This window comes from Rhodococcus sp. JVH1 (assembly GCF_000280725.2).
Taxonomy (GTDB): Bacteria; Actinomycetota; Actinomycetes; order Mycobacteriales; family Mycobacteriaceae; genus Rhodococcus_F; species Rhodococcus_F jostii_A.
This window is the reverse complement of sequence record NZ_CP166290.1, coordinates 249,348-261,719: the sequence shown is the minus strand read 5'-3', so window position 1 is coordinate 261,719 and position 12,372 is coordinate 249,348. Positions and strand designations below refer to the sequence as shown.

At 63.7% G+C, this 12,372-nt stretch carries 12 protein-coding genes; 11 read left to right on the top strand and 1 reads right to left on the bottom strand.

What is annotated here, in order from left to right; translation table 11 throughout:
* Positions 1 to 23 precede the first annotated feature (23 nt).
* Entirely contained in the window at positions 24 to 1,220 is a 1,197-nt protein-coding gene (locus JVH1_RS38840; RefSeq protein ID WP_009480215.1) for a phenylacetate--CoA ligase family protein, read from the bottom strand.
* Between the two features lie 189 nt (positions 1,221 to 1,409).
* Here JVH1_RS38840 and JVH1_RS38835 point away from each other — a divergent pair, with 189 nt between their 5' ends.
* The 11 genes from JVH1_RS38835 (at position 1,410) to JVH1_RS38785 (ending at position 12,307) form a co-directional block, all read left to right on the top strand.
* On the top strand, positions 1,410 to 2,108 hold the full coding sequence (locus JVH1_RS38835) for a TetR/AcrR family transcriptional regulator (protein ID WP_009480216.1): 699 nt from the start codon (positions 1,410 to 1,412) through the stop codon (positions 2,106 to 2,108).
* Positions 2,105 to 3,235: an acetyl-CoA hydrolase/transferase C-terminal domain-containing protein gene (locus JVH1_RS38830; protein ID WP_009480217.1), complete on the top strand. Its 1,131-nt coding sequence runs from the start codon at positions 2,105 to 2,107 to the stop codon at positions 3,233 to 3,235. Before JVH1_RS38835 ends, JVH1_RS38830 begins: the two co-directional genes overlap by 4 nt.
* 101 nt (positions 3,236 to 3,336) lie before the next feature.
* Positions 3,337 to 4,188 carry a cyclase family protein gene (locus JVH1_RS38825; RefSeq protein ID WP_009480218.1) on the top strand — a complete coding sequence of 284 codons (852 nt, stop codon included), beginning with the start codon at positions 3,337 to 3,339 and terminating at the stop codon, positions 4,186 to 4,188.
* Between the two features lie 84 nt (positions 4,189 to 4,272).
* Entirely contained in the window at positions 4,273 to 5,364 is a 1,092-nt protein-coding gene (locus tag JVH1_RS38820) for a thiolase family protein (protein ID WP_371113118.1), read from the top strand.
* A gap of 2 nt (positions 5,365 to 5,366) precedes the next feature.
* The gene (locus JVH1_RS38815; protein ID WP_009480220.1) at positions 5,367 to 5,747 is read left to right on the top strand and encodes a Zn-ribbon domain-containing OB-fold protein; all 381 of its coding nucleotides are present in this window, start codon (positions 5,367 to 5,369) and stop codon (positions 5,745 to 5,747) included.
* A gap of 26 nt (positions 5,748 to 5,773) precedes the next feature.
* Positions 5,774 to 6,172, top strand: a complete 399-nt coding sequence (locus tag JVH1_RS38810; protein WP_009480221.1) for a hypothetical protein — start codon at positions 5,774 to 5,776, stop codon at positions 6,170 to 6,172.
* A complete protein-coding gene (locus JVH1_RS38805) occupies positions 6,169 to 7,542 on the top strand; it encodes an acyclic terpene utilization AtuA family protein (RefSeq protein WP_009480222.1) in 1,374 nt (457 codons plus the stop codon). The genes JVH1_RS38810 and JVH1_RS38805 overlap by 4 nt, the downstream gene beginning before the upstream one ends.
* Positions 7,535 to 8,299 carry an enoyl-CoA hydratase/isomerase family protein gene (locus JVH1_RS38800; RefSeq protein ID WP_009480223.1) on the top strand — a complete coding sequence of 255 codons (765 nt, stop codon included), beginning with the start codon at positions 7,535 to 7,537 and terminating at the stop codon, positions 8,297 to 8,299. Before JVH1_RS38805 ends, JVH1_RS38800 begins: the two co-directional genes overlap by 8 nt.
* A 98-nt stretch (positions 8,300 to 8,397) precedes the next feature.
* Entirely contained in the window at positions 8,398 to 9,246 is an 849-nt protein-coding gene (locus tag JVH1_RS38795) for a phosphate acyltransferase (RefSeq protein WP_083849909.1), read from the top strand.
* A gap of 6 nt (positions 9,247 to 9,252) precedes the next feature.
* Complete coding sequence (locus JVH1_RS38790; RefSeq protein ID WP_009480225.1) at positions 9,253 to 10,425, top strand: acyl-CoA dehydrogenase family protein; 1,173 nt, start codon at positions 9,253 to 9,255, stop codon at positions 10,423 to 10,425.
* A 64-nt stretch (positions 10,426 to 10,489) separates the two neighbouring features.
* A complete protein-coding gene (locus JVH1_RS38785; RefSeq protein ID WP_051033818.1) occupies positions 10,490 to 12,307 on the top strand; it encodes an NAD(P)/FAD-dependent oxidoreductase in 1,818 nt (605 codons plus the stop codon).
* The last annotated feature ends 65 nt before the right edge of the window (positions 12,308 to 12,372 follow it).

Genomic DNA, 12,372 nt, shown 5'->3' with positions numbered 1-12,372 from the left:
CTCCCTGGGAGCTGAAAAGGTGGTCAGTGATGCTCGAAGTGGCGCTGGTCCCGCAGTACGCCGTCGCCCGGTGGAAGCGCGTCGACGAATCGCACTGCAGTGCGGATGCGGAGTGCGCGCTCGAGCGCGGCAGATACCGAGGCGATGTCCGCCCCGGGTGTTCCACTGATGAGAACTTCGATCTCGTCCCGGCCCTCGTGGCGATCGACTACGACACAGTGTTCGGAATCGATTCCCATGTTGGTGAGGGTCCTCGTCACGAGGCTGGGAACGATGAACATTCCGCGCACCTTGGTGATGTCGTTGGCGCGGCCGACGATGCGGGGAATGCGGGGAGCGCTGTTGCCGCAGCCACAATCGTCGTAGATGATCTCGTCGACCAGGTCTCCACTGCGCAGTCGCACAATGGGCATTGCCTCCCGTGCGAAGTCGGTGACCACGATCTCGGACGGGGAACCCTTGGTCGGGGAGGAGAGCTCTCCAGTTTCGGGGTTGACGAACTCGATGAGGAGATCGGAGCGCAGGTGCATCCCGTCACCTCGTTCGCATTCGTACGCGACCGCGCCGACGTCGCCGACGCCGTAGAACTCTCGAACGGTCACACCATAGGTGTCCGCGATACGTTGTTTGGCGCCGGCATCGCTGAGCTCACCCATGATTACTGCTTTTCTCAGCGTATGCGGCCGATCACCGATGGTCTTCAGCAGGTGCTCGAGAAACGAGGGCATGGCAATCACACCGGTGACGCCGACCCGGGCGATGACCTCGGCGTGCTGGTCGGTGGCCCCGGGACCGCCCGGTACAACGGCGCACCTGAGGGTGCGGAGTGCGTGGTCGACCATTGTCGCTGCGATGACCCAGTTGTAGAGCAGGGTCTGATCGACGATGTCCGCGGAATCGAGCCCGCAGGAGCCGAGTGCGCGCGCGTATGCGGCGGTGACCCGCTTCATGTCATCGGCGGTGTAGGGCATGTAGATGGGACCTGGGGCGGCAAACACCCAGGCCAGGTCGGCTGGCTGGACGGTCAGGCGACCACCGAACGGATCTTCGGTCACCGCCGAGATGAGTTGCTCTTTGCTCAGCAGCGGCAGCGATTCCCACGTGTCAGAAGTGATTGAGTCTGCGGCGATGTCCCATTCTGCCGCGTAGGCGCGAGTTGTCGCCGCCAGTCGTGCGATCTGGACGGCCTGCCTGCGGACTTCGGCGTTTTCTTGCCACATCAGTGGGGAACCTTCCACTCAGAATTGTCGTCTCGGTTTGCGCCGTCTCGGCGCCTTTTCCCGGTTCATACGCTGATGTTAGGCACACCACACCGTCTCGTCAACAACCCTGTTGAATGCAGTACTATTCGGTCAACACATTGGTTGATCAAGTGCGGTTGGGAGAAGTTTCGTGTCGAGAAACAACACATGTACGGCTCGGTGCTGCTCGTTTCCAGTGGGCTGCAGGCTCTGATGGGAACAGAGTCCAGCGGCATAGGTGTTCGGCGTCGCACCGCGCGCGAAGAGTCGTCGGAAATCTATGACGAGCGCCGTGAGCAATTGCTGCGGGCGGCCGCGAAGATCTTCCGGGCAAAGGGATTTCATGCCACGAGCGTGTCGGACATCGCCGCGGAGTTCGGCAGTGACCGGGCCTCGCTGTACTACTACGTGGCCAGTAAGAAAGAGCTGTTCGAGCTGGTCATCGAACAGGCGGTCCTCGACAACGTGCAGACAGCAGAACAAATACGCGACCGCGGAGGGGAGCCGGCGGCGAAGTTGCGGGAGATCCTGATCGCGCTGATGCGGTCCTACGATGTGCACTTTCCGCAGCTGTTCGTCTTCCTGCAGGAGGACACGGGCCGATTGGCCGGCAAGGACGAGGCGTGGAGCCACAGGATGCAGGAGTGGAGCCGGCGATACTTCCGAGCGGTCCGGGACGTTATCCAAGCAGGCATCGACTCCGGTGCGTTTGCCTCTGCCCTGCCGGTGGCGGTAATCGCCCAGGGCGTAGTAGGCATGGTCAGCTGGTCACACCGGTGGTACCAGCCCAACAGTGGTGTCCCGGCAGAGGAGATCGGTGCAGGCTTCGCCGACACTCTTCTCGGTGGACTGGAGCGAGCGGTATGAGAACGATTCTCTGTGCGGAAGGACTGTACGAGCCCACCGTCGGTATCGCTTACTACCTCGACCGGTTCCCCGCCACTGCGGACGATCCCGTCGAGTTGCTTTTCGGGGTGCGCCGGACACCGGTCCCAGCGAGCGTCACCGGTACGCCACATGTGAAGCTGGCATCGTTCATCCCGGGCCGGGGCTTGCCGCGCCACGAGCATGTCGACTACCGGAGGTATTCGTACAGCCAGATCTGCAACTCACTCCTGCGCGGAGAACTCCGACTCGACGCCGTCGTCACGGTCGCCGGGCCGCCGCTGTCGAACCGTAGGCGCAGTCTCGGTGTGATCGACGGCTACCTGCAACTGGCCATCGATCGAGCGCGCATCATCGTGGCAGAAGAGCGCGACGGCGTTCCGCACCTCACCGGGGCCGCCACAGTCGACGCCGATTGTGCTGTCGTATCCGCTCCCGTCGAGGATGCCTTCACGCCGCTCTCCGGTGTGCCGGATGCAACGAGCGCCCGGATTGCCGAACGCATCGCGGAGTTGATCCCCCCTCGGCCGACCATCGCCCTCGGTGTCGGCCGGATCCTCGACGCATTGACCGACCGTCTCACGCAGTTAACGAACCTCCGCATCGTCAGTGGTGCAATCACGGATGCCGCGGCTGCCCTCGACGCAGTCGGCGCGCTGGATTCGAGCGCTCCCGTCGAAGGCATGTCCCTGGTGGGTAGCCACGACCTGGTCTCATGGGCTGCGGACGACGGCAGGGTGCGGTTACGGCCGTCCACTCGAATCCACGACCCATCCTGGTTGGCGGCACATCCGCGCTTCATCTGTGCACTGGGTGCGCTGTCGGTCGACCTCGCGGGCAACGTCAACTCCGAACGAATCGGCGACAGGGTGGTCTCCGGTCTGGGCGGAGCCCCCGATCTTGCCGCAGGCGCTCACCGAAGCGCAGGCGGCCTGTGCATTGTTGCGCTGCCTTCCTCGGATCCCCACGCGCGGACGACCCTGAAAGAAACGCTTCCCGTCGTCTCTGTCGAAGGGCGGTTCGTCGATGCCATCGTGACCGAGAAGGGCGTGGCCCAGCGCACCGGAACCAACGACGACTGGCGACATGCGATCGAACGCATCTTCTAGCCATCAACAGGTATGTTGACCCCGAGCGTGTGGGTCGCTACCGTGGACTTTCGACCCGGGATCGACCCGGCTTCAATCTTCGAGTGTCCGGGAGGGCATCAATGAACTCATGGGGTCAATGGGGCGAGGACGACGAGCGAGGCGCCCTCAATCGCATCGACGACGACGCGCGTCGGCGAGGAGTGTCGGCGATCTCGGCCTTCGAGCCTCACTCCTTGGCCATCCCGATCTCCGAGAAATCGATTCCATTCGCTGGAATGCGAACTCCGCCAATGCACTTCATGACACGCGACGGTGGCGACTATGCGGCAGGGCACCGAGAGGCCGGGGGCTTCGGGTTCGCCGACGACTACCTCATGGTGGCGTGCCACGGAACAACCCATCTCGATGCCCTGTCCCATGTCTGGCAAGACGGCCAAATGTGGAACGGCCACTCCGCCAACGAGGTCACCAGTCGCGGCGCACGGCGCTGCGGGATCGAGAAGACCGGCCCCATCGTCACCCGTGGAGTGTTCGTCGACATGGCAGACACGCCCGACCCGATCATCGGGGTCGGGGACCTCAAAGCTGCCATCTCGGAGTGCGGCATGCAATTGCTGCCCGGCGATGCCCTACTGGTACGGACCGGATGGCTCGATCGCTGGCGCAAAGGGGCCACCGGCCTCGACGCGTGGCCCGGACTCGGCATCGACTGCGCGAGCTGGCTCGACGACTGTGGAATCAGCCTCGTCGGCGCCGACAACATTGCAGTGGAAGCATTTCCGTCCGGAGTCGAAGGGGAACAGATTCCGCTGCATATCGAACTGATGCGCAACAGGGGTGTTCATTTCCTCGAACTGCTCGACCTCGAGGCCCTGGCTCGGACATCGCGGCACGAATTCCTTCTCGTCATCTCACCCCTACCGATCGTCGGCGGGGTCGGCAGCCCGGTAGCTCCGGTCGCCATTATCTGAAAGGTGGTATCCGTGCCTCGTGCTGTCATTTCCGGACTCGGCGAAATAGCCCCGGTTCGCCGTTCGGGTCGTACCACCTTGGATATGGTCGCCGATGCCACCAGACTGGCACTGGCCGACGCCGGGATCGCACCGGCGGACGTCGGGGGCGTCGTCACCGAGGCGTCCCTGACGCCGAAGATGGCCCCGATCGGGGACCTGGCGCCGACGGTGGGCCTCGACCGGGTCAGCGTGACCGCACTGTCGAGTCCCACCGGTGCCGGCATACTCCAAGCGATCGGCATCGCTGCGGCACTTGTCGAATCCGGAACAGCCGACCACGTGGTCTCGTACTTCGGGATCGACTGGGGAACCCGGACCAGCGGGCCGAACGACTATCACGCTGCGATGGACGCGAAATCCGTGATCGAAAGACCCGCAGGCTTCGTCGGCCCACCGCTGTACTTCGCCGCGGCGATGCGCCGCTACAGCCATGTCTACGGACTGTCCGAGCACGACACCGAAAACCTCCTTGCATCGATCGCGATGGCAGCGCGCGTAAACGCCACGCTGCACCCCGGCGCCCAGGTCACCTCGCCGCTCACCCGCGAGGACTACGACAGAAGTCCGATGATCGCGTCCCCGGTTCGAAAGGCGGACTGCTGCCTGCTCAGTGACGGCGCCGTAGCGGTGGTTGTCTCGAACTCGCACGCCGTCTCGCCGCGAGGGCGAGCGGTGTCGATACGCGGCTGGTCCTGGGCGCAGGACCGATTCGATGATGCCTCCTTCTACAGCCAAAGCCCGCTGCCTCTGCTGTCGGCCACTGCACGTGCCAGCGAGGAGGCGTTCCGGCTGGCCGGCGTGACACCCGCGAACATCGACGTCGCCGAGATCTACGACTGCTTCTCACCGGCGATCGTGTTGCAGCTCGAGAGCGCGGGTTTCTGCGCACCCGGCTCCGCCGCCGACTACGCAGCCGCCGGCGCCCTCGAAACAGCAGGGGAGCACCCGACGAACACCCATGGCGGATTGCTATCACACGGGTATCTGTTCGGAGCCAATCATCTCGCCGAGGCGGTCACCCAGCTCCGGCACGAGGCCGGGCCACGCCAAGTTCGTGATGCGGAACTGGCCTTCGTCGGAGCCGGACCGGGCCGTCAGTACACCGCGCTGATCCTCGAACACGCAGGAGAATGAACATGTCCGAACCGCTGTCGACGTGGGCTGACGGGCTGATCCGGGGAATTCCGCAGGTCCCGCGGTGTGAGAAGTGCGGGCTCTGGAACTGGTATCCACAACCGACGTGCCGCGGCTGCCAGGGGTCCGACTTCACCTGGCAGGACATCGGGACCGAAGGTGTGGTTCACACCTGGACGGAGGTCCTGCGCGCGATCGACAGCGTCGACGGCCTCGAACCACCGTATGTGGTCGCCCTCGTCGAACCCGTGCAGACTCCCGGGGTTCGAATTCCGATGCGGGCAGCACGAGGCATCGGAATCGGCGATCGCGTCGTATTCGAGCCCGTCTCCACCCCCGCGGGACCGGCACTCGAAATCTCATCAACAGGGTTGTTGACCTAGCCCGATAAACGTCGTATCGTCGGTCTATGCCCGATATCAACAAGGTCGTTGACGACGAAATTTTCCTGCATCGCATTGCCCAGGCTCGCTCCGGTGACAAGAACGATGTCTCCGACATCACCGTCTTCCTGGCAACCGCCGAGCTGTTCGAACGCGTAGAACCGCTTCTGACCCGCGAACGCGTCGCCGAGCACATGGCCCCGCTGGCAACCGGCCGAATCGACCGGTACGTGTTGCCGACCGTATGGGGGGTCAAGTTCGTCCTGCACGACGCGCTCGGCGGTGGCGGATCGAGCAGCTTGCGCGGCGACAACCTCGGCAAATCCATGGCCGCCGCTCTTCTTCAGATGACGGTGCCCGGAGTGCCGGAGGAACTTGCGCAAGCATCGCACACCTACTACGGACCGAAGGACTCGAGCCGATGACCACACCGACGATTCTCGCTGCCGGCCAAGGCTTCTACGGAGACAGCCCGCGACCGTCCAGGCGCGCCCTGGAAACCTCCGACGTCGACTTCATGGCCTTCGATGCGCTGGCCGAATTGACCCTTGCCATCCTTGCCAAAGATCGCTCACGTAACCCCGAGCTCGGCTACGCCAAGGATTTGCCGGGCATGTTCGCAGATCTGTACCCCGGCGCCGCGCGGCGCGGCGCGACCCTGCTGTCTAATGCCGGCGGTCTCAATCCCCGTGCGGCCGCTCATGCCGTGGCGAACGAATGCGCCAAGCGGGGACATTCGGACGCATCGGTGGTCGCCGTCAGCGGCGATGATGTCCTCGAATGCCTGGGTGACTGGAACGCCAACGGCATCGATCTCACCGACAAAGACACCGGACAGGCATTCGACGACATGCCCACCAAGCCGTTGTTCGCTCACGTGTACCTGGGCGCGGAACCGATCGTCGAAGCCCTCACGCACAAACCGAATTTCGTCATCACTGGCCGAGTCACCGACACCGCGCTGTTCCTCGCGCCCTTGATCTCCACCGGAGCGATCAACCCCAACGACCCGGCGGATCTCGCCCGCGGAATCTTGGCCGGACACCTTCTCGAATGCGCAGGACAGGCCTCCGGCGGTAACTTCAGTGGTGACTGGTGGAACGTCGAGCGACTCGAGGACATCGGATACCCGCTCGCCGAGGTCACCGCGGACGACCTCGTCATCACCAAACCAGCGGGGACCGGCGGTCGTGTCAGCCGCGACACACTCAAGGAACAGCTCTTCTACGAAATTCACGATCCCACCTCGTACCTGACCCCCGACGTCACCGCAGACTTCTCCCGAGTGCAACTGATCGACATCGGCCCCGACCGTGTCCGCGTGTCCGGTGTGACCGGCACCGCCGCACCGGAAACCCTCAAGCTGATCGCCGGCATTCCTGATGGATACCTTGCATCAGTGTCACTGCCGTTCGCCGCGCCGTACGCCCTCGACAAGGCCCAGCGCGCGGCCGACATCGTGCGCAAGCAGATTGCCATCGACCAGCTTCCCGTGACGGACATCCACGTCGAGTACATCGGGGTCAGCTCGCTGATGGGCGGCGTGGCAACCATTCCCGCCGAGCGCGACGTAAACGAAGTCGTCATGCGAGTCGCGGTGCGCACTGACTCGGAGACCGCTGCGCGAGCATTCATCAAGCTGCTCCCACCGCTGGCGATCAACTCCTACCCCTTCGTCGGTGGCCTACGTGGTGGTTCGTTCGTCAGTCAGGTCCTGCGGGAATGGACCAGCCTGGTGCCCCGTGAGCTCATGGCTGACCGGATTCGGATCGATGCGGTGACCGCCGATGAGTAAGGACCTGGTCACCGTCGATGTGGACAACGCGGTCGCGACAGTTCTGCTCCGCGACGGGGCCCGACGCAATCCGCTCAGTGACCGGATGATCGAGGCACTCGTCGAGGCATTGCACTCAGCCGAGGTCCGCAACGCACCTGTAGTCGCTATCCGCGGCGAATCCGGATTCTTCAGCGCCGGGGGAGACCTCGACCAGTTCTACGCCAATCTCACCACCGACGCGCTGGTCGAGTTCCGAGCAACCGAGCTGTTCCGTTCGCTGTTTCAGGCGCTCGAGGCGCTGCCAGGAATCACGATCGCGCTGGTCGAAGGGAAGGCACTCGGAGGCGGCTTCGGGCTTGCGGCGGCGTGTGACATGGTGCTCGCGTCCCGATCGGCGATGTTCGGATGCCCCGAGATCAAAATCGGTGCCTTCCCCATGGTGATCGTTCCACCCTTGGTGCGGGCCATTGGTGCCCGCAACACCCTCGCGCTCTCGGTGACCGGGCAGCCGGTCACGGCCGAACGAGCCCGGGAACTCGGGCTCGTCACGGAGATCTTCGACGCCGAAGATTTCGACGAACGTGCGCGTACTTTCGTCACCGCCCTCGGAAATCAACCCGCACATGTGCTGACCCTCGGAAAATCGACGGTGCGCAGCGCGGCGGAGTCGACCTACGACGAGGGACTTCTGATGGGCAGCGTGATGCGGGCGCTGGTCTTCTCACAGCAGTCCTTCCACGACGGTGTGTCGGCGTTCGTTCAAAGGAAACCCTGATGTACCCAGGACTCCCAGCCTTCGACTCTCTGTTGACGGATCTGACGGCGCGAGCCTTGCCACGCTGCGTCGTGGTCGCACCTCACACACATGCGGCGATGACCGCGGTAGCGCAGGTCGTGGCAACTGGAGCGCACGTTGATGTGGTCGGGGACGTAACGCTTGTCTCCGGTCTCGCCTCGAAGATGAGTGTTGATCCGGATCTCCTGCGGGTCCACCCCGCTTCGGACGCCGCTGCGGCCGTCGAACGCGCCGCTCGACTCGTGCGAGAGGGCGACGCGGCGTTCGTGGTCAAAGGCTCACTGTCGACCGCCGAGCTGCTCGGCGGTTTGTTGAGAGAGCGGCTTCCAGGGCGCAGCTCCTGCGCCTCGCATGCGTATGTGATGCACCTCGAAGCCTTCGGCGAGCGCACCGTCATCTTGACCGATGCGGGGGTCAACATTGCTCCCACACTCGAAACCAAGGTGGCCATCGTCGACAACGCGGCGGCACTTTTTCGGTCGCTCGCACGGACCGAGCAGCGAGTTGCGGTACCCCGCGTGGCGTTGCTCAGTGCTGTCGAGAAGGTCAACCCAAAGCTCGCCAGCACCATCGACGCCGCCGCGTTACGCGTGATGTGGGAACGCGGCCAGATCAACGATGTTCTCATCGACGGGCCGATGCCGCTCGACGCTGCACTGGTTCCGCACTCGGCGGCGGAGAAGGGGCTGGAGGGGGCTGTCGCCGGACAGGCCGACATCCTGGTCGCGCCCGACCTGGATGCGGGAAATCTGTTGGCCAAGGCACTGATCGGGCAGCGCACCCCGGCAATGGGTGTGGTCCTCGGCGTCGGTGTCCCGGTAGCGCTACCCAGCCGCGGCGACACCGTCGATACCCGAACTCTCAGCTTCTTCCTCGCCGCGCATCTGGCGGAAACGAACCAACTCGAACTCGAACGAACATGGTGATTTGATATGAAGTGGAACGAAACACTGCGCGACGAACAGAAGTTGTTCCTTCGCTCACTCACCGACGCGTGCCGGCGCTTCGACGATACCTACTGGGCCGAGCACGAGGAGGCTCACGAGTTCCCGGCCGAATTCTTCAAGGCGATGGCCGAAATGGGTGTCATCGGAATGCTGATGCCTCCAGAATACGGCGGTGAGGGCGGATCGCTCGAGGATGCGGCTCTGGCTCTGCAGACCATCGCGGCAACCGGTGCCGGACTGAACGGATGCTCCGCCATCCACCTGTCCATGTTCGGGTTCCACCCGCTGGTGGTGCACGGCACCGAGGAACTCAAACAACGGTACCTGCCGCGTGTGGCCGCCGGCGACATCCATATCGCTTTCGGCGTGACCGAACCCAACGCCGGGATCGACACCGGGCGGGTATCGACCCGGGCGGTGCGGGACGGGGACGACTGGAAGATCACCGGTCGCAAGGTCTGGATGACCAAAGCGGGTTTCTCCGAGGCGGCGCTCGTCTTGACCCGCACACGGCCAGTCGAGGAGACGAAACGCCCCATCGACGGGTTGACCCTGTTCGTCGTCGATATGGACTCCGAATACGTTGATGCGCGACCGATTAAGAAGATGGGGCGCAACGCGGTAGCCAGCTACGAAGTCGCCTTCGACGGGTTGCCGGTTTCAGCTGCGAACATGGTGGGCGAGGAAGGGCGCGGGTTCTACACCCTTCTGGACGGACTCAACCCCGAACGTATTCTTGTCGCCGCCGAAGCAATCGGCATCGGCCTCGCCGCCGTCGAACGAGCCAGCCGGTACGCCAAGGAGCGGGTCGTGTTCGGCAAGGCGATCGGCTCCCATCAGGGCATCGCACACCCGCTGGCCGACGCGTACATGCAGCTGCTGGCCGCCAACCACGTCATGCTCGACGCTGCCCGGCGATACGACCGCGGTGAGTCCTGCGGTCTCGAGGCCAATACCGCGAAGTTCCTCGCCGGTCGCGCCGGCTTCTTCGCCGCCGACCGCGCCGTCCAAACACACGGTGGCTACGGATACGCCAGCGAGTACGTCGTCGAGCGGCTCTTCCGAGAGGTGCGCCTGACCCGCATCGCCCCCATCCCCGAGGAAATGATCCTCAACTTCGTCGCAGAACAAGAGCTGGGTCTGCCCCGCTCGTACTGAACCCCGAACTGCTCCGTCGTGTTGCCAGTCAACCCGGCCGGAAGCGATGGAAGGATTTTGCCCAATGAGCGTTGTGGATACCGACCCCGGCACCGCCGTGGATGTCTTCGCGAAATGGCTCGACCACTTCGGCCAGCTGCTCGAAAACGGATCGACGCAGTCGATCGCGAACGAGTTCGAGACCGAGGGCCATTGGAAGGACATTCTGTCCTTTACCTGGAGCTACAAGACATTCTCAGGCCGCGACCAGATCGAGCACGCCCTCGCCACTACCCGCGAGGCGAGCAAGCCCAGAAACCTACGGCCCGCCGCCGGCCGGCAGGACGCGCGTTTCGTCCGACGGTCCGCGCGATCGGTGATCGAGGCATACTTCGATTTCGATACCGACCTCGGCCAGGGGAGCGGGTTTGTACGTTTGGCCGTTGATCCTGCGCGTCCCACCGACCCGGTGATCTGGATCCTGCTGACCAGCCTGCAGGAATTACGTGGATTCGAAGAGCGGGTCGACGATCACCGACCGACGGGCATCGAATTTTCGCAGAACTTCTCCGGTGACAACTGGCTCGACAAGCGACACAAGACGCGGGAATTCGCCGATCGTGACCCAGAAGTGCTTGTCGTCGGCGGCGGTCAAGCAGGACTGGCCCTGGCAGCCCGACTCGGACAGATGGGAGCAGATACTCTCGTCGTCGAGCGCGAACAGCGCATCGGTGACAACTGGCGTAATCGGTACCACTCGTTGACTTTGCACAACGAGGTATGGGCCAACGGATTGCCGTACCTTCCCTTTCCCCCCACGTGGCCGACCTTCGTCCCCAAGGACAAACTGGCGGGCTGGCTCGAGCACTACGCCGAGGCGCTCGAGCTCAACGTCTGGACCGGAACCGAGTTCCTGGCAGGCGATTACGACGAGCAAGCCGGTAGATGGGATGTCACCGTGCGCCGTCCCGACGGCACGGAACGCAGCATGCACGTTCCGCATCTGGTGTTCGCCACCGGCGGAGTCAGTGGAGTTCCCAAGATGCCCCACCTGCCGGGTCTCGACAAGTTCGGCGGCGAGGTGATGCACTCCGCCCAGTTCTCCAGCGGCACTCAGTATGCAGGACGTAAAGCGCTCGTGTTCGGTACCGGTAACAGCGGCCACGATGTAGCGCAAGACCTGTACTCCAACGGTGCCGATTCGGTGTCGATCGTTCAGCGTGGGTCGACGTGCGTGGTGAGCCTGGTACCCAGCGGAACTCTCGTCTATTCGCTCTACTCCGAAGGGCGAAGCGCCGAGGACACCGATCTGATCACCGCTGCCATCCCGTACCCGGTTCTGCGCCAGACGTATCAGTTTCTGACGGAGAAGATCCGGGGGCTGGACAGCGAACTCATCGGCAAGCTCGAGGCGGTCGGCTTCCGGACCGACTACGGCGAGGACGAGACCGGCTTCCACATGAAATACCTGCGCACCGGTGGCGGCTACTACATCAACGTCGGATGCTCGGACCTGATCGCAGAGGAGAAGATCGGCCTGGTCCAGGCGGAGCAGATCGAATCATTCGACGAGAAGGGCGTAGTCCTCGCGGACGGCACCGCGGTGGAGGCGGATTTGGTCGTCATGGCGACCGGATACGAGAACCTGCAGGAAGGCGTGCGCCGTCTGCTCGGTGACCGAGTTGCCGACAAGGTGGGTCTCATCTGGGGATTCGACGACGACTTCACGATGAAGAACATGTGGAAGAAGACGGCGCAGCAGGGATTCTGGGTGATGGGCGGAAATCTGATGGACTGCCGCCTGCATTCACGTTTCCTGGCGCTGCAGATCGTCGCCGAACTGAGGGGGGTGGCACCTACGGTCGCGGTCGTCGATCACGTCAGTTCAGAGGTTCTGGCCTGATGTAGCCCGCAACAACCTTCATCTGGTCCCTCGTTTATCCGCGCATAGCCGAGTCGCCCACGTGC

Excerpts from the sequence above, each read along its gene's own strand:
- JVH1_RS38830 (WP_009480217.1), top strand. The coding sequence starts at position 2,105 with ATGAGAACGATTCTCTGTGCGGAAGGACTGTACGAGCCCACCGTCGGT.
- JVH1_RS38815 (WP_009480220.1), top strand. The coding sequence starts at position 5,367 with ATGTCCGAACCGCTGTCGACGTGGGCTGACGGGCTGATCCGGGGAATT.
- JVH1_RS38795 (WP_083849909.1), top strand. The coding sequence starts at position 8,398 with ATGACCGCGGTAGCGCAGGTCGTGGCAACTGGAGCGCACGTTGATGTG.
- JVH1_RS38805 (WP_009480222.1), top strand. The coding sequence starts at position 6,169 with ATGACCACACCGACGATTCTCGCTGCCGGCCAAGGCTTCTACGGAGAC.
- JVH1_RS38820 (WP_371113118.1), top strand. The coding sequence starts at position 4,273 with ATGGTCGCCGATGCCACCAGACTGGCACTGGCCGACGCCGGGATCGCA.
- JVH1_RS38840 (WP_009480215.1), bottom strand. The coding sequence starts at position 1,220 with ATGTGGCAAGAAAACGCCGAAGTCCGCAGGCAGGCCGTCCAGATCGCA.
- JVH1_RS38785 (WP_051033818.1), top strand. The coding sequence starts at position 10,490 with ATGAGCGTTGTGGATACCGACCCCGGCACCGCCGTGGATGTCTTCGCG.
- JVH1_RS38810 (WP_009480221.1), top strand. The coding sequence starts at position 5,774 with ATGCCCGATATCAACAAGGTCGTTGACGACGAAATTTTCCTGCATCGC.
- JVH1_RS38800 (WP_009480223.1), top strand. The coding sequence starts at position 7,535 with ATGAGTAAGGACCTGGTCACCGTCGATGTGGACAACGCGGTCGCGACA.
- JVH1_RS38835 (WP_009480216.1), top strand. The coding sequence starts at position 1,410 with ATGTACGGCTCGGTGCTGCTCGTTTCCAGTGGGCTGCAGGCTCTGATG.
- JVH1_RS38790 (WP_009480225.1), top strand. The coding sequence starts at position 9,253 with ATGAAGTGGAACGAAACACTGCGCGACGAACAGAAGTTGTTCCTTCGC.
- JVH1_RS38825 (WP_009480218.1), top strand. The coding sequence starts at position 3,337 with ATGAACTCATGGGGTCAATGGGGCGAGGACGACGAGCGAGGCGCCCTC.